The organism is Nocardioides plantarum (assembly GCF_006346395.1).
Lineage (GTDB): Bacteria > Actinomycetota > Actinomycetes > Propionibacteriales > Nocardioidaceae > Nocardioides > Nocardioides plantarum.
Map to the genome: position 1 here is coordinate 54,362 of NZ_VDMS01000001.1, position 19,355 is coordinate 73,716.

A 19,355-nucleotide genomic window follows, 5' to 3' on the forward strand; every position below is an offset into this window, starting at 1 on the left:
GCCGTGGCAGGGAGGGCGGGTGCGGAAGACGCATCGGGCCGTGACCCCGTCGGGGTCACGGCCTCGGTGGCGTCGCTGGTGGTCAGCGGGTCAGTCGCAGATCACTCGGTGTAGCCGGCGTCGGCGGCCGCGGCCTTGGCAGCGGCCTCCTCGGCCGCGAGCTCGGCCGGGTCGACGTCGGTGCAGGTGAGCTTGTCCTCGGCGATCTCGCGCAGCGAGATCGACAGGGGCTTCTCCTGCACGTGGGTGTCGACCAGCGGGCCGACGTACTCGAGCAGGCCCTCGCCCAGCTGGGAGTAGTAGGCGTTGATCTGACGAGCGCGCTTGGCGCTGTAGAGGACCAGCTTGTACTTGCTGTCGGTCTTGGTCAGCAGGTCGTCGATCGACGGGTTGGTGACGCCGACGGCATCGATGTTGGGCGCAGACACGCGTGAGCCTCACTCAAGGTGGTGGATGTGCTCGGAACGGATGGAGCCGCGCTCACCGCGCCTGAAGGGTCAGGCGTCGTGGCGCTCGGGACCGAGCATCATCAAGGCTACCAACTCGTCGGCCGCAGCGTGAACTTCGTGGTTGACGATGGTCACGTCGAACTCACTCTCGGCGGCCAGCTCGTCGCGTGCGGTGTCGAGCCGACGGGCCCGCTCCTCGTCGTCCTCGGTGCCCCGACCGACCAGTCGGCGGACCAGCTCGTCCCACGACGGCGGCTTGAGGAACACGAAGACCGCGTCGGGCATCGTACGGCGCACCTGCCGTGCGCCCTGCAGGTCGATCTCGAGCATCGAGGGCCGGCCGGCCGCGAGCGAGACGTCGACGGGGCCTCGCGGCGTCCCGTAGCGCGCACGCTGGTGGACGACGGCCCACTCGAGGAGCTCGTCGTCGGCGACGAGCCGGTCGAACGTCGCGTCGTCGACGAAGTGGTAGTGCACGCCGTCGATCTCACCGGGACGCGGCGCCCGGGTCGTCGCCGACACCGAGATCCACACGTCGGGGTGTCGCTCGCGCACCGCGGCCGCGACGGTCCCCTTGCCGACGGCGGTGGGGCCGGCCAGCACGACGAGCCGCGTGGGGGTGATCGGTCCGCTCACGGAGCGTCGGGCGCGAACTCGCGCTCCAGCGACGCGATCTGCTTGGTGCCCAGGCCGCGGACCCGACGCGACTCGGCGATGCCGAGGCGCTCCATCACCTGGCGGGCCCGGACCTTGCCGAGGCCCGGCATCGACTGCAGCAGGTCGACGACCCGCATCTTGCCGATGACCTCGTTGGTCTGGCCCTCGGTGACCACGTCGATGATCGAGGCACCGGAGTTCTTGAGCCGGTTCTTGACCTCGGCCCGCTCGCGGCGGGAGGCGGCGGCCTTGTCGAGCGCCGCCTGGCGCTGTTCGGGGGTCAACGGGGGCAGGGCCACGTGCGGGGACTTCCTGGTGGGGTGGGCGGCGGGAGCAGAGAAGCCGCTAGCGGGTCACACTAGCCAGGTGACTCCGCGAGGGGCAATGCACCCGTTGATGATGCGCTGAGGGGGTGGCGCTACGGGACCAGCGAGGTCCCGCAGACGTCCCTGGCCTGCTGCTGGACGTTGTCGAAGGCCTCCACCACGCCCTCGGTGGCCAGGCTGCCGGCCGCGAGCGAGATGGCCTCGCGCTCCTTGGCGGTGACGCCGTCGGGCGGGTCGACGGGGTCGTACGACGCCGGGTCGGCCCCGGCGTCCTCGAGGGCCTGGGACAGGCCCCGCAGGCGCTGCACGACGACCGACCAGTCGTCGGCGATGTCGCGGGGTGCGGCGTCCTCGAGACGCTCGAACACCGGCAGGGCGGGAAGCAGCCCGGAGGACCCGCTGCCCTCGTCGAGGAGCTTGCCCAGCCCGGGCCGCTCCTTCTTCACCACCGCGCAGTAGGAGTCGACCGGGTCGTCGTCGCCGCAGCCGACGGTCACCAGCGGCAGCAGCAGGACGACGGACGCCAGCGCGCCGGCCCTGGCCCCCCGGGTGGTCACCGCAGGCCGCGCAGGTCGTCGTTGGCCCGTCGTACGGCGTCCTGCATCGCGCCGTGGTCGGGCCCGGCCCGCAGCACCTCGCGCGACGAGCTCGCCGCGACCTGGCCCGCCGAGGCACCGAAGATGCGACGGATGTCGTCGACGGTGCCGCCCTGCGCGCCGAAGCCCGGCGCGAGGATCGGTCCGTTGAAGGCCAGGTCGGCCCCGGTCTCACCGATGGTGGCGCCCACCACCGCACCGAAGGAGCCCAGCGGGCTGGCGTCGGCGTTGAGCGCGCGGAGGTGGTCGAGCATCCGGTCGGCGACGGTCTCGCCGGTGTCGGTGCGGGCGTGCTGCACCTCGGGACCCTCCTTGTTGGAGGTGAGCGCGAGCACGAACAGACCGCCGTCGTGCTTGCGTGCGGTGTCGACGAACGGGTCGAGCGAGCCGAAGCCGAGGAACGGGCTGACCGTGACCGCGTCGGAGCCGAGCGGGCTCGCCGGGTCGAGGTAGGCGTCGGCGTAGGCCTGGGACGTGGTGCCGATGTCGCCGCGCTTGACGTCCATCAGGACCAGCGCGCCGGCCGCACGGGACTCCGCGACGACGCGCTCGAGCACGGCGACGCCGCGCGAGCCGAACCGCTCGTAGAAGGCCGACTGCGGCTTGACCATCGAGCACAGCGGCGCCACGGCCTCGACCACCGAGAGCGCGAAGGTCTCCAGGCCCGCGACGTCGTCGTCGAGGCCCCACTCGTGGAGCAGCGCGGCGTGGGGGTCGATGCCGACGCAGAAGGGCCCCCGCTCGGCGAGGGCGGCGACGAACCGGGCTCCGAAGGTCACCGCGCCACCTCCGAGCCTGCGAGGAGGTGGACCACGCGGGGAGGTCGAGGAGTCGCGCGAGCGACGCAGGACCTCGCGACCGGCGTCTCGCGACCCATCACGAGGACCTCCGGTGCTGGTCGACCAGCGCGTCACGGGTCAGGTCGGACAGCGTCGGGTAGCCGTCGACGCCCATGATCAGGTCGGCCTCGGCCTGCAGGGAGCGGATGACGTGGACGCCACCGGGGACCCCGCCGAGCGCGAGGCCGTAGACGTAGGGGCGCCCGACCGCCACCGCGGTGGCGCCCAGCGCGATCGCCTTGACGACGTCGGCGCCGGTGCGCACGCCGGAGTCGAAGACGACCGGGGCGCGTCCGTCGACCGCGTCGACGACGCCGGGCAGCCAGTCGAGGGCTGCTCCCCCGCCGTCGGCCTGGCGGCCGCCGTGGTTGGAGCAGTAGATGCCGTCGACGCCCTCGTCGATCGCGCGGCGTGCGTCGTCGGGATGGCAGATGCCCTTGAGCAGGATCGGCAACGAGGTCAGCGAGCGCAGCCACGGCAGGTCGTCCCAGGTGAGGGGGTTGCCGAAGGTGCCGGCCCACGTGAAGACGACCGTCGAGGGGTCGGGGTCGGGCCCGGTCATCTCCTGGAACACGGGGTCGGAGGTGTAGTTGGCCAGGGCCTTGCCGCGCAGCTGGGGGAAGTTGCCGCTGGCCAGGTCGCGCGGGCGCCAGCCGGGGACCCACGTGTCGAGGGTGATCACGATGGCGTCGTAGCCGGCGGCCTCGGCACGCGAGACCAGGCTGGCGGCGAGCTCGCGGTTCTTGGGCGTGTAGAGCTGGAACCACGCCGGGGTGTCGCCGGTGGCGACCACCACGTCCTCGAGCGGGTCGCTCATCAGCGTCGACCCGATGAGGGGTACGCCGGTCGCCGCGGACACCTCCGCGGCGTGGATGTCGCCGTGCTGGTCGGGGGTGCAGAGCCCGACGACCCCGACCGGCGCCATCAGCAGCGGGCTGGTCAGGGCCTTGCCGAACAGCTCGATCGACAGGTCGCGCTCGGCGTGGGCGTTGAGCATCCGCGGCACCAGGGCCCACCGCTCGAACGCCGAGACGTTGGCCCGCTGGGTGCCCTCGGTGCCGCTGCCGCCGGCGACGTAGGTGCGCAGCTCGGGTGGCAGGGCCGCCAGCGCGTTGGCCTCGAGCTCGGCGTGGTCGAAGGGGTGCGGCGGGAGGGTGCCGCTCAGCGCCCCGAGGTAGAGCTCGAGCTGGTAGTCACCGAAGGCCATCGTCCAGTCCCTTCACGATGCGGCGGGGCCACGTCGGGCCCCCGTAGACGAACGCCGTGTAGGCCTGCAGGAGGTCGGCGCCGGCCTCCACCCTCTCTCGTGCGTCGTCGGCGGTCGAGATCCCCCCGACCCCGACCAGGGTGAGGTCGGGACCGACACGCCCGCGCAGCAGTCGGAGCACCTGGAGCGAGCGCGCGCGCAGCGGCCGGCCGGACAGCCCGCCGGCTCCGACGCCGGCGACCTGGTCGGCGTGGCTGCGCAGCCCCTCGCGACTGATCGTGGTATTGGTCGCGACGATGCCGTCGAGCCCGACCTCGAGGGCCAGGTCGGCGACCGCGAGCACGTCGTCGTCGGCGAGGTCGGGAGCGATCTTGACCAGCAGCGGGACCCGCGCGGTGCTGACCGCGTCGGCCACCCGGCGTACGTGGGCGAGGAGCGGGCCCAGCCGCTCGACGGCCTGCAGGCTGCGCAGACCGGGCGTGTTGGGGCTGCTGACGTTGACCACGAGGTAGTCGGCGTGGGGCGCGAGAAGGCGCGTCGAGAGCCCGTAGTCGGCCAGGACCGCTGCCTCGTCGTCCTCGGGCACGACCTTGGTCTTGCCGATGTTGATGCCGAGGACGGGTCCGGGTCTCGACGAGCCCGACCTCCGATGCCCGCGTCGGGCGAGCCGGTCGGCGACCGCCGGCGCCCCCTCGTTGTTGAAGCCCATCCGGTTGACGACCGCCCGGTCGGCGACGAGCCGGAACAGCCGCGGTGTCGGGTTGCCGGGCTGGGGCCGGGCGGTGACGGTGCCGACCTCGACGTGGCCGAAGCCCAGCGCTCCGAGGGCGTCGATGCCGACGGCGTTCTTGTCGAAGCCCGCGGCCAGGCCCAGCGGGTGGGCGAACCTCAGGCCCATGGCGGTGACCGGCGTCGAGCGCAGCGGGAACCGGGCCACGAGCGGCGCCCCGGCCCGGATCGCGCGGAACCCGAGGTGGTGCGCCCGCTCGGCGTCGAGCCGGCTCAGGCCGTGCTCGAAGGCCCGCTCGTAGAGCGTCACCCGGTGACGCCCTGGCGCAGGAGCGCCCAGTCCTGGAGCGAGCGGACGCCGATGTCGCCGTGCCGCATCGCCTCGATGCCCTGCACGGCCGCGCCCAACCCCTGCACGGTGGTGATGCACGGGACGTTGGCCATCACCGCCGCGGTGCGGATCTCGTAGCCGTCGAGGCGCACGTTGCCACCGCTGCCCGCACCGTAGGGCGTGTTGACGATGAGGTCGATCTCGCCGTCGTGGATCAGCTGGACGGTCGTCCGCTCGCCCTGCGGCCCGACCCCCTCGTGCTGCTTGCGTACGACGGTGCACGCGACGCCGTTGCGGCGCAGCACCTCGGCGGTGCCCTGGGTCGCGAGGATCTCGAAGCCCATGTCGGCGAGCACCTTGACCGGGAAGATCATCGAGCGCTTGTCGCGGTTGGCCATCGACACGAACACCCGGCCCGCCGTCGGCAGCGGGCCGAACGCCGCCGCCTGCGACTTGCTGAAGGCGGTGCCGAAGTCGCGGTCGAGACCCATCACCTCGCCCGTCGACTTCATCTCCGGGCCCAGCACGGTGTCGACCTGCTGGCCGTCGGGGGTGCGGAACCGGTTGAACGGCATCACCGCCTCCTTGACCGCGATCGGCTGGTCGGGCGGCAGCGCTCCCCCGTCACCGGTCGCCGGCAGCAGCCCCGCGGCGCGCAGGTCGGCGATCGACTCGCCGAGCATGACGCGCGCCGCGGCCTTGGCCAGCGGCGTCGCCGTCGCCTTCGACACGAACGGCACCGTGCGCGAGGCCCGGGGGTTGGCCTCGAGGACGTAGAGGATGTCGGAGCCGAGGGCGAACTGGATGTTGATCAGCCCACGTACGCCGACCCCGCGGGCGATCGCCGCGGTGGCGACCCGGATGCGGTCGACCTCGCGCGCGCCGAGCGTGATCGGCGGCAGCGCGCAGGAGGAGTCGCCGGAGTGGATCCCGGCCTCCTCGATGTGCTCCATGACGCCCCCGAGGAACAGCTGGTCGCCGTCGTAGAGCGCGTCGACGTCGACCTCGACGGCGTCGTCGACGAACCGATCGATGAGCACCGGCGCCTGGCGGCTGATCAGGCCGGCGGCGACGTACTTGTCGAGATAGGTGCGCAGGGTGTCGTCGCCGTAGACGATCACCATGCCGCGCCCGCCGAGCACGTAGGACGGGCGCACGAGCACCGGGTAGCCGATCTCGGTGGCGATCTTCTGCGCCTCGTCGTAGGACGTGGCGGTGCCGTGCTGCGGTGCGACGAGCCCGGCCTCGGCCAGCACCCGGCCGAAGGCGCCGCGGTCCTCGGCCAGGTCGATCGCGTCGGGCGAGGTGCCGACGATCGTGACCCCGTTGGCGGCCAGGCCCTGGGCCAGCCCGAGCGGCGTCTGGCCGCCGAGCTGGCAGATGACGCCGGCGATCGGACCGGCCTGCTGCTCGGCGTGGACGATCTCGAGGACGTCCTCGAGAGTGAGCGGCTCGAAGTAGAGCCGGTCGGAGGTGTCGTAGTCGGTCGAGACGGTCTCGGGGTTGCAGTTGACCATGATCGTCTCGTAGCCGCCGCCCGGGATCGACGGGTCGCTCAGCGCGAGCGAGGCGTGCACGCACGAGTAGTCGAACTCGATGCCCTGCCCGATCCGGTTGGGTCCCGAGCCGAGGATGATCACCGCCGGCTTCTCGCGCGGCGTCACCTCGGTCTCCTCGTCGTAGGAGCTGTAGTGGTAGGGCGTCTTGGCGGCGAACTCGGCCGCGCAGGTGTCGACGGTCTTGTAGACCGGGCGGATGCCCAGGGCGTGGCGTACGCCGCGGACCACGTCGGGCGTCATCCCGCGGATCTTGCCCAGCTGGACGTCGGAGAAGCCGTGACGCTTGGCCAGGCGCAGCAGCCCGGGGGTGAGCTCGGGCGCGGCGGTCACCTCGGCGGCGACCTCGTTGATCAGCGCGAGCTGGTCGAGGAACCACGGGTCGATCTTGGTGGCGTCGAAGACCTCGTCGGGTGTCGCGCCGGCGCGGATCGCGTCCATCACCTTCTTGAGCCGACCGTCGTGGGGCACCGCGATCTCGGCGAGCAGCGCGTCCTTGTCGAGGTCGACCCACTCCTTGCTCCAGTCGAACGGCGCGTCGGCCGACTCCAGCGAGCGCAGCGCCTTCTGCAGCGCCTCGGTGAAGTTGCGGCCGATGGCCATCGCCTCGCCGACGCTCTTCATGTGGGTGGTGAGCACCGGGTCGGCGCCCGGGAACTTCTCGAACGCGAACCGCGGCACCTTGACGACCACGTAGTCGAGCGTCGGCTCGAACGCCGCGGGCGTCTCCTGGGTGATGTCGTTGGCGATCTCGTCGAGGGTGTATCCGATCGCCACCTTGGCGGCGATCTTGGCGATCGGGAACCCGGTGGCCTTGGAGGCGAGCGCGCTCGACCGGCTCACCCGCGGGTTCATCTCGATGACGATGACCCGACCGTCGGCCGGGTTGACGGCGTACTGGATGTTGCAGCCGCCGGTGTCGACGCCGACCTCGCGGATGATGCCGATGGCCAGGTCGCGCAGGTGCTGGTACTCGCGGTCGGTCAGGGTCATCGCGGGCGCGACGGTGATGGAGTCGCCGGTGTGGACGCCCATCGGGTCGACGTTCTCGATGGAGCAGACGATGACGACGTTGTCGGCCTTGTCGCGCATCACCTCGAGCTCGTACTCCTTCCACCCGATGATCGACTCCTCGATCAGCACCTCGGTGGTCGGGCTCGCGGCCAGGCCGGCACCGGCGATCCGGGCCAGGTCGTGCTCGCTGTAGGCGATGCCCGAGCCGGTGCCGCCCATGGTGAACGACGGGCGTACGACGGCCGGGTAGCCGAGCTCGGCGACGGCCGCCTCGCAGTCGGCGAGGGTGTGGCAGACGCGGCTGCGCGCGGTCTCGCCGCCGACCTTGGCGACGATCGCGTTGAAGAGCTCGCGGTTCTCGCCGCGGTGGATGGCCTCGAAGCTGGCGCCGATCATCTCGACGTCGTACTTCTCGAGCACGCCGTTGGTGTGCAGCGCGATGGCCGCGTTGAGGGCCGTCTGGCCGCCGAGGGTGGGCAGCAGGGCGTCGGGGCGCTCCTTGGCGATGACCTTCTCGACGTACTCGGGGGTGATCGGCTCGACGTAGGTCGCGTCGGCGAACTCGGGGTCGGTCATGATCGTCGCCGGGTTGGAGTTGACCAGGATGACCCGGATGCCCTCCTCCTTGAGGACCCGGCAGGCCTGGGTGCCGGAGTAGTCGAACTCGCAGGCCTGGCCGATGACGATCGGCCCGGAGCCGATGACCATCACGGACTTGAGGTCGGTGCGCTTGGGCATCAGAGAGCCTTCCCGTCCACGTCGGTCGAGGGGATCTCGACAGGCTCGATCACCGAGCCCGTCGTCGGTCGAGCCTGTCGGGACCCCATCAGGTCGACGAACCGGTCGAAGAGGTAGGCCGCGTCGTGCGGACCGGCAGCCGCCTCGGGGTGGTATTGCACGGAGAAGCTCTTGAGAGCACCGCTCTCGTCACGCAGCTCGAGGCCCTCGACGACGTCGTCGTTGAGGCAGACGTGGCTGACGGTCGCCACGCCGTAGGGCGTGGTCGTCGGGCCGTCGAGCGGCGCGTCGACGGCGAAGCCGTGGTTGTGGGCGGTCACCTCGACCTTGCCGGTGGTGCGGTCCATGACGGGCTGGTTGATGCCGCGGTGGCCGTACTTGAGCTTGAAGGTGTCGAAGCCGAGGGCACGACCGAAGAGCTGGTTGCCGAAGCAGATGCCGAAGTAGGGCAGGCCCCGGGCCAGGGCGCCCTGGAGCACCTCGACCTGGTGGGTCGTCGCGGCCGGGTCGCCGGGCCCGTTGGAGTAGAACAGCCCGTCGGGCTGGAGAGCGGTGATCTCGTCGAGGGTCGCCGTGGCGGGCACGACGTGGACCTCGATCCCACGCTCGGCCATCCGGTGGGGCGTCATCGTCTTGATGCCGAGGTCGAGGGCGACGACGGTGAACCGCTTGTCGCCGAGCGCCGGCACGACGTAGGTCGACGGCGTCGAGACCTCGCTGGCCAGCTCGCTGCCGGCCATCTCGCCTGCGGAGAGGACGCGCTCGAGGAGCGCGGCCGGGTCGGTCTCGGTCGAGGAGATGCCGACGCGCATCGCGCCCCGCTCACGCAGGTGGCGGGTGAGCGCACGGGTGTCGACGCCGGAGATGCCGACGACGCCCTGGGCGCGCAGCTCGTCGTCGAGGGTGCGGACCGACCGCCAGCTCGAGGGGACCCGGGCGGGGTCGCGCACGACGTAGCCCGCCACCCAGACGCGGGAGGACTCAGGGTCCTCGTCGTTGACGCCGGTGTTGCCGACGTGGGGAGCCGTCATCACCACCACCTGGCGGTGGTAGGACGGATCGGTGAGCGTCTCCTGGTAGCCGGTCATGCCGGTGTTGAAGACCGCCTCGCCGAAGGTCTCGCCCTCGGCGCCGTAGCTGTCGCCACGAAAGGTGCGACCGTCCTCGAGGACCAGGATCGCGGGTGCATGCACGGGCACGCCGTACCTCCTTCTCCGCCTCACAGGACGGATCGTTAAAGGATGTTCGAGCAGTCGGGATGTTATCAGCGCGGACGCCTCGCGGGGCCCCGGGACGGCGCCGCGGACAGCGGGTCCTCGGGCCAGGCGTGCTTGGGGTAGCGCCCGCGCAGGTCGGCCCGCACGGCGGCGTAGCCGGTGGCCCAGAACGACGCCAGGTCGGCGGTGACGGCGGCCGGTCGCCGGGCCGGTGACAGCAGGTGGAGCAGGACCGGGACCCGGCCGTCGGCGAGGCGGGGCGTGGCGGTCCAGCCGAAGACCTCCTGCAGGCGTACGGCGAGCACGGGCTGGTCGGCGCCGTAGTCGAGGGCGACCGTCGACCCGCTCGGGACGGTGAGCCGCTCGGGCGCGAGCTCGTCGAGGCGCGCCGCCTCCGGCCAGGGCAGCAGCCGGCGGATGGCCTGGGTGAGGTCGAGGCGTCGGGGGTCGCTGCCGTCGAGCCAGTCGGCGGCCCGGTCGAGCAGCGCGTCGTCGGAGACGTCGGGCCAGGGGGCACCGATCGCGCGGTGCAGGAAGGCCAGGCGCGCGCGCAGCGCGGTCGCCGAGGGGGTCCAGCGCAGGACGCCGAGCCCGTCGCGGCGCAGCGCGTCGGCGACGGCCGTGGCGACGTCGGCCGGGTCGGGGTGGGCCAGCGGGGCCGAGGACAGCTCGATGCTGCCGAGCCGGGTGACCCGCCGTGCGCTGATGCGGCCGTTGCTCCAGGTGACGACGTCGGCCTCGTGCCACAGCGCAGCCGCGGCCTCCAGCGCCGTGGCCTCGTCGACCGGGGCGGCGGCTCGGATCGTGGCGTCCCGCTGCCCGGGGCGCCGGTCGGCGTCGGCGACCGCCAGCCACGGCGTACCGGCGAGCGGGGAGCCGGGGGCCAGGACCGCGCCGGTCCCGCCCACGGTCGCGTACGACGCCCCGCCGGGTCGCAGCCGGGCCAGGCGTCCGGGGAACGCCAGGGCCACGACGAGCCCCACGGCGAGGTCGTCGCCCGCGCCGGGCTCGCCGGCGCCGGCCGGCACGTGCCCCTCGAGGCGGCGGGCGGCGGCCCGCCAGGGGCGGTTGTTGCGGCGGGCCTCGCGCAGCGCGGCGGCGAGGTCGGCGCCGGGGGCGCGGACGTCCTCGCCGATGAGGGCGACGACCTCGGCGGCCCGCCGGCTGCCGACGGCGACCGCGCCGTCGAGCAGGGCGCGGGCCAGGCGCGGGTCGGCCGGCACCCGGGCGATGGCGCGACCGCGGCCGGTCACGGCGCCGTCGTCGTCGACGGCGCCGAGGGTGCGGAGGGTCTCGCGGGCCGCGGTCATGGCGGGGCCCGGCGGCTGGTCGAGCAGCGCGAGCCCGGCACCGTCGGGACTCCCCCAGGCCGCCAGCTCCAGGGCGAACGACGTGAGGTCGGCCGTGACGACCTCGGGCTCGGGGTGGTCGGCCAGGTGGGCGTGGTCGGTCTCGGACCAGCAACGGTAGACCGCGCCGGGGGCCTCGCGGCCCGCGCGACCGGCGCGCTGGTCGGCACCGGCCTTGCTCACGCGCACGGTGACCAGGCCCGCGAGTCCGCGGGCGTGGTCGGTCTGGGGCCGGCGCGCGAGCCCGGCGTCGACGACCGAGCGGACGCCGGGGACCGTGAGGGACGACTCGGCGACGGCCGTCGAGACGACGACGCGCCGTCGTGCGCCGGGCGTCAGCGCGCGGTCCTGGTCGCGGGCGTCCAGGCGCCCGTGCAGCTCGAGGACGTCGAGGTCGGCGGCTCCCGGGCCGCCGAGGCGTCGTACGACGCCGCCCACCTCGCCGACGCCGGGCAGGAACACCAGCACGTCGCCGGGCTGCTCGGCCAGCGCCCGGCGGGTCGTCGCCGCGACGTGGTCGAGGAACGCCGGCGTCACCCCGCGCTCGTCACGTGGGAGCACGCCGGGTGGCGGCGGGCTCCAGTGGCGGGCGACCGGGTGCAGCGAGCCCGGCACGTCGACGACCGGGGCCGGTCGGTCGGCGTCGAGGACGCCGGCGGTGCGCTCGGCCTCGACGGTCGCCGACATCGCGACGACGACGAGGTCGTCGCGCAGGTGGCGCCGTACGTCGACGAGCAGCGCGAGCACCAGGTCGGCCTCGACCTGCCGCTCGTGCACCTCGTCGAGCACCACCGCGGCGGTGCCGGCGAGCTCGGGGTCGCGCTGCAGCCGCCGGAGCAGGACGCCCGTGGTCACCATCTCGACCCGCGTCGCGTCGCTGGTGCGGCTCTCGCCGCGCACCGTGAACCCGACCGTCTGCCCGACCGGCTCGCTCAGCAGCGAGGCCAGCCGGTACGCCGCCGCGCGCGCCGCGATCCGGCGCGGCTGGGTGACCACGACACGACCACCCGTCGCCATGGCGACGGCGGGCGGGACCAGCGTGGTCTTGCCCGAGCCCGGCGGTGCCTGGACGACCACCACCCCACGCGCGCGGACGGCGTCCGCCACCTCGCCGAGACCGGCCGCGACGGGCAGGTCGGGCGGGTGGGCCAGGAGCCGCTGGAGGGGGGTCACGTGGGCCCTGGCCCGGGCGGCGGTGAGCTGGCGACCGATGTCACGACGTGATCGGTCGCTGGGGCACCGCCGGCCGGCCGCGCCCCGGAGGAGCGGTGCCGTGGCGACCAGCCTCGTCGGAATCCGGGTCGCTGACTCACCGCTCCTCGGCGACGAGCCCGGTCACGGCTCGGTGAGCTCGCCACCGAGCACCGTGGGTCTTCCGCGCAGGAACGTCGCGACGACGCTCGCGCCGAGGGTGCGGCCGTGCCAGGGGTTGTTGCGCGACAGGGAGACCGAGCGCTCGCGGTCGACGACGAGCGTGGCGGCCGGGTCGACCAGCACCAGGTTGGCCGGTTGGCCGACCTCGAGCGGACGGCCCTGCGACCCGAGACCCGCGATCGCGGCGGGCGTCGACGACATCACCCGGGCCACCTCGGCCCAGGTCATCAGTCCCGAGGACACCATCACCGAGGCGACCACCGGCAGCGCGGTCTCGAGGCCGAGCATCCCGAACGCCGCGTCGACGAACGCGTGTTCCTTGTCGTGGCGCGCGTGCGGGGCGTGGTCGGTGGCGACGGCGTCGATGGTGCCGTCGGCGAGCGCGGCGCGCAGGGCGTCGACGTCCTCCTGGGGGCGCAGCGGCGGGTTGACCTTGTAGGTCGGGTCGTAGCCGGCGAGCAGGTCGGTGGTCAGCAGCAGGTGGTGGGGGGTGACCTCGGCGGTCACCTCGATGCCGAGGGACTTGGCCCAGCGCAGCACCTCGACGGTGCCGGCGGTCGAGGCGTGCGCGACGTGCACCCGCGATCCCGTGTGGCGCGCGAGCATGACGTCGCGCGCGACGACGACCTCCTCGGCGATCCCGGGCCAGCCGGGCAGCCCGAGGCGCCCGGACAGCTCGCCCTCGTGGCAGCACGAGGTCGGCCCGGCCAGCGACGGGTCCTGCGCGTGCTGGCTGACGACCCCGCCGAACGCCTTGACGTACTCGAGCGCGCGACGCATCACCCGGGCGTCGGCGACGCACCTGCCGTCGTCGGAGAAGACCGACACCCGGGCACGCGAGCGGTGCATCAGCCCGAGCTCGGCGAGCTCCTCGCCGCCGAGCCCGCCGGTGACGGCGCCGACGGGGTGGACGTCGACCAGCCCGGCCGCACGCCCCAGGTCGTGGACGCGTTCGGCGGCCTCGGCGGTGTCGGTGACCGGCGAGGTGTTGGCCATGGCCAGGACGGCGGTGTAGCCGCCCACGGCCGCGGCCCGTGATCCGGTCAGGATCGTCTCGGCGTCCTCGCGGCCGGGCTCGCGCAGGTGGGTGTGGAGGTCGACGAGGCCGGGCAGCGCGATTAGCCCGTCGGCGTCGACGATCCGCGCACCGTCGGGTGTGGAGATCGAGCCGATCTCGGCGATCACGCCGTCGCGCAGCAACAGGTCGGCCGTGCGGTCGCCGTACAGGCTTGCGCCCTTGACCAGGGTCGTCTCGCTCATGCTTCGTCTCCCGCCAGGAGGTGGTAGAGGATCGCCATCCGGATCGCGACCCCGGCCGAGACCTGCTCGAGCACGGCCGACTGGGCGGCGTCGGCGGCGTCTGCGGCGATCTCGAGGCCGCGGTTCATGGGTCCGGGGTGGCAGATCGGGACGTCGGGCCCGAGCAGCCGCAGCCGGTCGCGGGTCAGGCCGTAGCCGACGGTGTACTCGCGGGCGCTCGGGAAGTAGCCGCCGGTCATCCGCTCGCGCTGGACGCGCAGCATCATCACGGCGTCGGCCGTGGGCAGCACCTCGTCGAGGTCGTACGACGTCGCGAACCCGGCCTCCCGCGACCACGACCCGACGCCGCTCGGCATCAGGGTCGGCGGGGCCACGACCGTGACCGACGCCCCCAGCTTGGTCAGCAGCAGCACGTTGCTGCGGAAGACCCGGCTGTGGGTGAGGTCGCCGACGATCGCGATGCGCTTGCCCTCGAGGGAGCCGGGCCCGCCGAGGCGGCGCTGCAGCGTGTAGGCGTCGAGGAGTGCCTGCGTGGGGTGCTCGTGGGTGCCGTCGCCGGCGTTGATGACCGCGGCGTCGATCCACTGGCTGACCTGGAGCGCCGCGCCGCTCGCGGGGTGGCGCATCACCAGGGCGTCGACACCCATGGCGGCGATGGTCAGCACGGTGTCGCGCAGGCTCTCGCCCTTGCTGGCCGAGCTGCCCTTGGCGGCGATGTTGATCGTGTCGGCACTGAGCCACTTGCCGGCGATCTCGAAGCTCGACCGGGTGCGGGTGGAGTCCTCGAAGAACAGGTTGATGATCGTGCGACCGCGCAGGGCCGGCAGCTTCTTGACCTGACGGCTCTGGACGTCGTGCATCTCGGCCGCGGTCGCGAACAGGGTGACCGCGTCGTCGGCGCTGACGTCGTCGATGGAGAGCAGGTGCTTGCGCATTACGAGATCCACACCCCTTCGACGCCGTCCTCGTCCGCGAGGCGGACCATCACGCGCTCGGTGTGGGCGCTGGGGAGGTTCTTGCCGACGTGGTCGGCGCGGATCGGCAGCTCGCGGTGGCCGCGGTCGACGAGCACCGCGAGGCGGACCACGCCGGGGCGGCCCAGGTCGTTGAGCGCGTCGAGCGCCGAGCGCACCGTGCGCCCGGAGTAGAGGACGTCGTCGACCAGGACGACGGTGCGTCCGTCGACGCCGCCGGGGGGTACGTCGGTGGGGTGCGGGCTGCGGGCCGGCTGCCGACGCAGGTCGTCGCGGTACATCGTCACGTCGAGCGCGCCAACCGGCACGTCCACGCCCTCGACGTCCTTGATCCGCGCCGCGATCCGTCGCGCGAGCGGGACACCGCGACTCGGGATGCCGAGCAGCACCAGGTCGCTCGCACCTTTGTTGCGCTCGAGGAGCTCGTGCGCGATGCGGGTCAGCGCCCGGGCGATGTCACGGGCGTCGAGGACGACGCGGCCCTCGGGCTCGTGCTGGGGCTCCGAAACTGAGGCTGCAGCGGAGGCTGCGGGGGGCTCGGGGGGTGGCGCGGACACGTGGCCCAGGACCTCCTTCTCCGCCTCTCGGGACGGCTCGTTAAAGGATGTCGATCGCCGCCGACCCTAGCAGCGCCGCCCCGGCCCCGACATGGCCCGACATACGCCGACCTACGCCGGACCTACGCCGGGTCGGGCGGGGGCTGCGTAGGGTCGGGGCATGCCCTCGCTCCCGTTCCGCGACGACGTCCGCGCCCTGCTGCTGAAGCCCAACCCGGCGGTCATCGCGACGCTGCGCTCCGACGGTGCGCCGGTGACGGTGGCGACGTGGTACCTGCTCGAGGACGACGACCGGGTGCTGGTCAACATGGACGACACCCGGGTCCGGCTGCAGCACCTGCGTCGCGACCCCCGGGTCTCGCTGACGGTGACCGACGCCGACGACTGGTACACCCACGTCTCGATCGTGGGTCGCATAGAGGGGCTGGTCGCCGACGAGGGCCTCGTCGACATCGACCGGCTCAGCACCCACTACGCGGACCGGCCCTACCCCGACCGCGAGAGCCCGCGCACCAGCGCCCGGATCGTCGTCGAGCGCTGGCACGGCTGGGGCGCGACCAAGTAGCGCGAGCAAGTGACGAGTGGGTGGCGCAGGGTTACGCGAGGTCGATGAGGACCTTGCCGACGGCCCCGCCCTCGACCGCGTCGTGGGCCGCCGCGGTCTCCTCGAGCGCGAAGTGGTGCAGCGGCACGCCGCGCTCCTCCCCCACGCCGAGCGCCCCGTCGGTGACGGCTGCGGTGACGTCCTCGGCCCCGATCCGCAGGGCCTCCTCCCCGACGGTGTAGAGCAGGATCCCCTGCAGCCGCACGTTCTTGGAGAAGCTCGGCCGCAGCGGCATCGTGACCTCGTCGCCGCCGTTGTTGGCGTAGAACGCGATCGTGCCGAGGTTGGCGACGACCTCGAGGTCGAGAGCGAGGTTCTGGGCCGGCGCCACCTCGACGACCAGGTCGACGCCGTCCGGGGCGATCTCGCGCACCCGCGCCGCAACGTCCGCGCTGGTGTAGTCGATCACGTGATGGGCCCCGGCGGCCCGCGCCAGGTCGCCCTTGGCGTCGCTGCTGACGGTCGTGACGACGGTGGCCCCGGCCCAGACCGCGAGCTGGATCGCGGCGTTGCCGACAGCCCCGGCACCGCCCGCGACGAGGACGGTGCGGCTGGCCAGCGACCCGGGGGCGACCCGCCCGTCGGCTGTGGCGAACGACAGCGCCCGGTGCGCGGTGAGGGCCGGCACCCCCAGGCTCGCGCCGACGTCGTACGACGCCGCGTCGGGCAGCGGGGAGACGTGGGCGGCGGGCTGCACGGTGAGCTCGGCGGCGGTGCCGATCGGTCGGCCGTGCTGGGCCATCGCCACCCACACCCGGTCGCCGACCGCGAGGGTGTCCACGCCTGCGCCGACGGCCTCGACCGTGCCGGCGCCGTCCTGACCGGGCGAGACCTGCTCGTGGACCTTGGGCATCATCCCGGCCCGGAACTTCCAGTCGGTCGGGTTCACCCCCGCGCGCACCAGGCGGACGACGACCTCGCCGGGACCCGGGGTCGGGTCGGGCAGGTCGACGAGGTGCAGGACGGAGGAGGGACCGTTGTCGGTGTAGACGACTGCGCGCATGTGAGCCGTAACCGGTGCGGGCGCCGAGGGATTCCGTGACGACCGCACCGGAGCGTCGACGACGAGCCGGGGCGGTGCGTCGTTCAGCCCAGCGCCTGCCGGGTCAGCTCGTGCAGGCTCCGGTCGGGCTCGTGCTCCAGCCAGTGCTCGTAGGCGTGCTCGGCCGCCGCGAGGCGGCCGGCCACCAGCGCCCCGGGCCGTACGTCGACCGCCGGGTCGACCCCGAGCCGCTCCCCCACCAGCGCCACCAGCTCGGCCCGCTCGGCGGCGTCGAGCAGTGAGGCCCGACGCACGCGGGCCGGGGCCGACGCCATCGCGCGGCGCCACAGGTCGATCACGGTCGTCTCGTCGGCGAACTGCTCGGTGCGGTGCAGGATCGCCGCGACGAGCCCGTCGCCGACGGGCTCGTCGGCCGGGCGCTCCGCGAAGGCCCGGACGATGGCGGCGCGCCCGGTGCGGACGACCCCCACCAGGAGGTCCTCCTTGCTCGCCACGTGCCGGAACAGGGTGCTGAGCGACACCCCGACCTCGGCCGCGATCGCCTCGACCGTCACCGCCTCGTAGCCGTCGCGGGCGAAGAGCTCGAGCGCGACCCGGTCGATCCGCTCGCGCAGCTCGACCCGGCGCCTCTCCCGCAGCCCGCTCATCGAGACCTCATCCGGCCGACGGCTCCAGCGGCGGCACGGGCACGTCGATCGCCGGCCGCTCGCAGCCCCCGTCGACGTGCAGCAGCTTGCCCGTGACCCACGACGACGCCGGCGATGCCAGGTAGAGCGCGGCGCACGCGACGTCGTCCGGCCGTCCCGGGCGGCCCATCGGCGTGTTGGCCTCGAACTGGGCCCGCAGCGCGTCGTCGGTCAGCACCACCTCGAGGCCCCGGGTGGCCACGCCCCCGACGCCGATGGCGTTGACGCGGACCCGCGGCGCGAGCTCGACGGCGAGGTTGCGGGTCATCTGGTTGAGCGCGGCCTTGCCTGCGCCGTAGGCGACGAAGGAGCTCAGCACCATGTCGGAGGAGCGCGAGGACACGTTGACGATCGCGCCGGTGCCCGCGGTGTCGACCATCGCGCGGGCGGCGAGCTGGCTCATCAGGAACGGCTGGGTGACGTTGAACTTCATCGCCATGTCGAAGAACCGCTCCGAGGTCGCCATCGCGGGCCGTGGTCGGCTGCCACCCGCGTTGTTGACCAGCACGTCCAGCCGGCCGTACGTCGCCACGGCCGCCTCGATCAGGCGCTCGCGGTCGCCGGCGACCAGCACGTCGGTCACCACCGCGAGCCCGCGGCGGCCGGTCTCCTCGATCCGCGACACGACCTCGTCGAGGTCGGTCCGCGTGCGGGCCCCGACGACGACGTCGGCGCCGGCCTCGGCGAGCCCGATCGCGATGCCGCGACCGATGCCCTGCCCGGCGCCGGTGACCACGGCGACCATGCCGTCGAGCCGGAAGCTGTCGAGGATCACCGCGCGCGCCCGAGGTGCGGCGCCGCGCGGCCGGCGAGCAGCGGCAGGTCGAGGTAGGTGGCGATGCCCGGCTGGGCCGCGACGACGTACGGGATGGCGCTGACGCAGTGGTTGGCGGTGACCACGACCCCGGGGTTGCGGACCAGCCCCTCCTCGATGCTGGCTGGTTGCAGGCCCTTGAAGGTGACCTTGACGTCGGGGTCGCCGGTGACCTCGACCTCGAACCGCTCGCCCTCGGGGCCGAACTCCCACGCCGGGTCGAGGTGCTCCTCCCCCATCAGCCAGTTGACGGTGGCGGTGACGACCGGGACGCCGTCGACGGTGGCGCGCCAGTGGAAGCGGCGCGCAGCCACCTGTCCCGGCTCGACGACACCGATCGGCGCCTCGATCGGGGCGGTGGCGACCGCGATCTCCTGCACCGTCTCGATCTCGGGATCCACCGCGAAGCCCAGCTCGGCCACGATCATCCGGACCGAGGCCTTGAAGCCAGCGCCGAGCAGGCCGACGATCGGCCCGGACATCGCCTGCTCGGGGCTGACACCGAAGCCCATGATGTGACGCACGACGTCGGGGGCGTCGTAGGTACGGATGTCGCTGAACTCCTCCGAGCGCACGTGCGTGATGCTCGCGGTCAGCGCCGAGACCGTCAGCGGGAAGCGCTCGGTGATGCCGCCAGGGTGGATGCCCGTGCCGTGCAGCGTCGTACCGCCCTCGCGGCAGGCGTCCAGGATCGCGCCGCTGCGCTCCAGGTCGGGATAGATCCACCCGACCGGCGTCACGACGTTCTTGCCGCTGCGCAGCAGGGCGACGACCTGGGTCTCGTCGGGCACGAGCGGGCTGTAGACGACGACGTCGGCGTCGGTCGCCAGCACCTCCTCGACGCTGGTGGTCGCCAGCACGCCGACCGGGTCGAGGCCGGCGAGCGTGCCGACGTCCTGGCCGTGCTTGTCGGCGCTGTGGACCCACGCGCCCACCAGCTCCAGGTCGGGGTGGGCGACCACGCCCTGGATCGCGGCCTTGCCCACCCCGCCGGTCGCCCACTGGATGACCTTGATCCGCTGCGTCGTCATGACGAGCGATTCAGCCAGTGACGTAAGTCACTGTCAAGATCGAA

Annotated in this window: 18 protein-coding genes; 1 reads left to right on the plus strand and 17 read right to left on the minus strand. The window is 73.3% G+C overall.

The window, feature by feature from the left end; genetic code table 11:
* Window positions 1-101 precede the first annotated feature (101 nt).
* The 13 genes from rpoZ to pyrR all read right to left on the minus strand — a co-directional run bounded on the left by rpoZ (window position 102) and on the right by pyrR (window position 15,173).
* Entirely contained in the window at window positions 102-428 is a 327-nt protein-coding gene (gene rpoZ / locus FJQ56_RS00280) for a DNA-directed RNA polymerase subunit omega (protein ID WP_140007228.1), read from the minus strand.
* A 69-nt stretch (window positions 429-497) separates the two neighbouring features.
* Window positions 498-1,085: a guanylate kinase gene (gmk, locus tag FJQ56_RS22320; protein WP_246083920.1), complete on the minus strand. Its 588-nt coding sequence runs from the start codon at window positions 1,083-1,085 to the stop codon at window positions 498-500.
* Entirely contained in the window at window positions 1,082-1,405 is a 324-nt protein-coding gene (mihF, locus tag FJQ56_RS22325) for an integration host factor, actinobacterial type (protein ID WP_211350709.1), read from the minus strand. Before mihF ends, gmk begins: the two co-directional genes overlap by 4 nt.
* Before the next feature lie 119 nt (window positions 1,406-1,524).
* The gene (locus FJQ56_RS00290; protein ID WP_140007229.1) at window positions 1,525-1,989 is read right to left on the minus strand and encodes a hypothetical protein; all 465 of its coding nucleotides are present in this window, start codon (window positions 1,987-1,989) and stop codon (window positions 1,525-1,527) included.
* Window positions 1,986-2,807, minus strand: coding sequence for an orotidine-5'-phosphate decarboxylase (gene pyrF, locus FJQ56_RS00295; RefSeq protein WP_140007230.1), 822 nt, complete (start codon window positions 2,805-2,807; stop codon window positions 1,986-1,988). The genes FJQ56_RS00290 and pyrF overlap by 4 nt, the downstream gene beginning before the upstream one ends.
* A 97-nt stretch (window positions 2,808-2,904) precedes the next feature.
* A complete protein-coding gene (locus FJQ56_RS00300) occupies window positions 2,905-4,074 on the minus strand; it encodes an alpha-hydroxy-acid oxidizing protein (RefSeq protein WP_140007231.1) in 1,170 nt (389 codons plus the stop codon).
* Window positions 4,061-5,113, minus strand: a complete 1,053-nt coding sequence (locus FJQ56_RS00305) for a quinone-dependent dihydroorotate dehydrogenase (protein WP_140007232.1) — start codon at window positions 5,111-5,113, stop codon at window positions 4,061-4,063. The genes FJQ56_RS00300 and FJQ56_RS00305 overlap by 14 nt, the downstream gene beginning before the upstream one ends.
* Window positions 5,110-8,442 (minus strand): carbamoyl-phosphate synthase large subunit, encoded by a 3,333-nt coding sequence (carB, locus tag FJQ56_RS00310; RefSeq protein ID WP_140007233.1) that lies wholly within the window; start codon window positions 8,440-8,442, stop codon window positions 5,110-5,112. Before carB ends, FJQ56_RS00305 begins: the two co-directional genes overlap by 4 nt.
* Window positions 8,442-9,641 (minus strand): glutamine-hydrolyzing carbamoyl-phosphate synthase small subunit, encoded by a 1,200-nt coding sequence (carA, locus tag FJQ56_RS00315; protein ID WP_140007234.1) that lies wholly within the window; start codon window positions 9,639-9,641, stop codon window positions 8,442-8,444. Before carA ends, carB begins: the two co-directional genes overlap by 1 nt.
* A gap of 65 nt (window positions 9,642-9,706) precedes the next feature.
* The gene (gene hrpB, locus FJQ56_RS00320) at window positions 9,707-12,181 is read right to left on the minus strand and encodes an ATP-dependent helicase HrpB (RefSeq protein WP_140007235.1); all 2,475 of its coding nucleotides are present in this window, start codon (window positions 12,179-12,181) and stop codon (window positions 9,707-9,709) included.
* Between the two features lie 162 nt (window positions 12,182-12,343).
* On the minus strand, window positions 12,344-13,642 hold the full coding sequence (locus FJQ56_RS00325) for a dihydroorotase (protein ID WP_140007236.1): 1,299 nt from the start codon (window positions 13,640-13,642) through the stop codon (window positions 12,344-12,346).
* Window positions 13,639-14,577 carry an aspartate carbamoyltransferase catalytic subunit gene (locus FJQ56_RS00330; RefSeq protein WP_140007237.1) on the minus strand — a complete coding sequence of 313 codons (939 nt, stop codon included), beginning with the start codon at window positions 14,575-14,577 and terminating at the stop codon, window positions 13,639-13,641. Before FJQ56_RS00330 ends, FJQ56_RS00325 begins: the two co-directional genes overlap by 4 nt.
* Window positions 14,577-15,173 carry a bifunctional pyr operon transcriptional regulator/uracil phosphoribosyltransferase PyrR gene (pyrR, locus tag FJQ56_RS00335; RefSeq protein ID WP_140007238.1) on the minus strand — a complete coding sequence of 199 codons (597 nt, stop codon included), beginning with the start codon at window positions 15,171-15,173 and terminating at the stop codon, window positions 14,577-14,579. Before pyrR ends, FJQ56_RS00330 begins: the two co-directional genes overlap by 1 nt.
* Window positions 15,174-15,333: 160 nt before the next feature.
* Here pyrR and FJQ56_RS00340 point away from each other — a divergent pair, with 160 nt between their 5' ends.
* Window positions 15,334-15,738: a PPOX class F420-dependent oxidoreductase gene (locus FJQ56_RS00340; RefSeq protein ID WP_140007239.1), complete on the plus strand. Its 405-nt coding sequence runs from the start codon at window positions 15,334-15,336 to the stop codon at window positions 15,736-15,738.
* 31 nt (window positions 15,739-15,769) lie between these two features.
* On the opposite strand, the gene FJQ56_RS00345 is transcribed toward FJQ56_RS00340, so the two are convergent.
* The 4 genes from FJQ56_RS00345 to FJQ56_RS00360 all read right to left on the minus strand — a co-directional run bounded on the left by FJQ56_RS00345 (window position 15,770) and on the right by FJQ56_RS00360 (window position 19,311).
* Window positions 15,770-16,780: an NADPH:quinone reductase gene (locus tag FJQ56_RS00345; RefSeq protein ID WP_140007240.1), complete on the minus strand. Its 1,011-nt coding sequence runs from the start codon at window positions 16,778-16,780 to the stop codon at window positions 15,770-15,772.
* 83 nt (window positions 16,781-16,863) lie between these two features.
* A complete protein-coding gene (locus FJQ56_RS00350; protein WP_140007241.1) occupies window positions 16,864-17,427 on the minus strand; it encodes a TetR family transcriptional regulator in 564 nt (187 codons plus the stop codon).
* A gap of 7 nt (window positions 17,428-17,434) precedes the next feature.
* Window positions 17,435-18,241 carry a glucose 1-dehydrogenase gene (locus FJQ56_RS00355; RefSeq protein WP_140007242.1) on the minus strand — a complete coding sequence of 269 codons (807 nt, stop codon included), beginning with the start codon at window positions 18,239-18,241 and terminating at the stop codon, window positions 17,435-17,437.
* Window positions 18,238-19,311 (minus strand): NAD(P)H-dependent amine dehydrogenase family protein, encoded by a 1,074-nt coding sequence (locus tag FJQ56_RS00360; RefSeq protein WP_140007243.1) that lies wholly within the window; start codon window positions 19,309-19,311, stop codon window positions 18,238-18,240. The genes FJQ56_RS00355 and FJQ56_RS00360 overlap by 4 nt, the downstream gene beginning before the upstream one ends.
* Window positions 19,312-19,355: the final 44 nt, after the last annotated feature.

Excerpts from the sequence above, each read along its gene's own strand:
- FJQ56_RS00300 (WP_140007231.1), bottom strand. The coding sequence starts at position 4,074 with ATGGCCTTCGGTGACTACCAGCTCGAGCTCTACCTCGGGGCGCTGAGC.
- carB (WP_140007233.1), bottom strand. The coding sequence starts at position 8,442 with ATGCCCAAGCGCACCGACCTCAAGTCCGTGATGGTCATCGGCTCCGGG.
- FJQ56_RS00325 (WP_140007236.1), bottom strand. The coding sequence starts at position 13,642 with ATGAGCGAGACGACCCTGGTCAAGGGCGCAAGCCTGTACGGCGACCGC.
- FJQ56_RS00330 (WP_140007237.1), bottom strand. The coding sequence starts at position 14,577 with ATGCGCAAGCACCTGCTCTCCATCGACGACGTCAGCGCCGACGACGCG.
- FJQ56_RS00340 (WP_140007239.1), top strand. The coding sequence starts at position 15,334 with ATGCCCTCGCTCCCGTTCCGCGACGACGTCCGCGCCCTGCTGCTGAAG.
- FJQ56_RS00345 (WP_140007240.1), bottom strand. The coding sequence starts at position 16,780 with ATGCGCGCAGTCGTCTACACCGACAACGGTCCCTCCTCCGTCCTGCAC.
- FJQ56_RS00350 (WP_140007241.1), bottom strand. The coding sequence starts at position 17,427 with ATGAGCGGGCTGCGGGAGAGGCGCCGGGTCGAGCTGCGCGAGCGGATC.
- FJQ56_RS00360 (WP_140007243.1), bottom strand. The coding sequence starts at position 19,311 with ATGACGACGCAGCGGATCAAGGTCATCCAGTGGGCGACCGGCGGGGTG.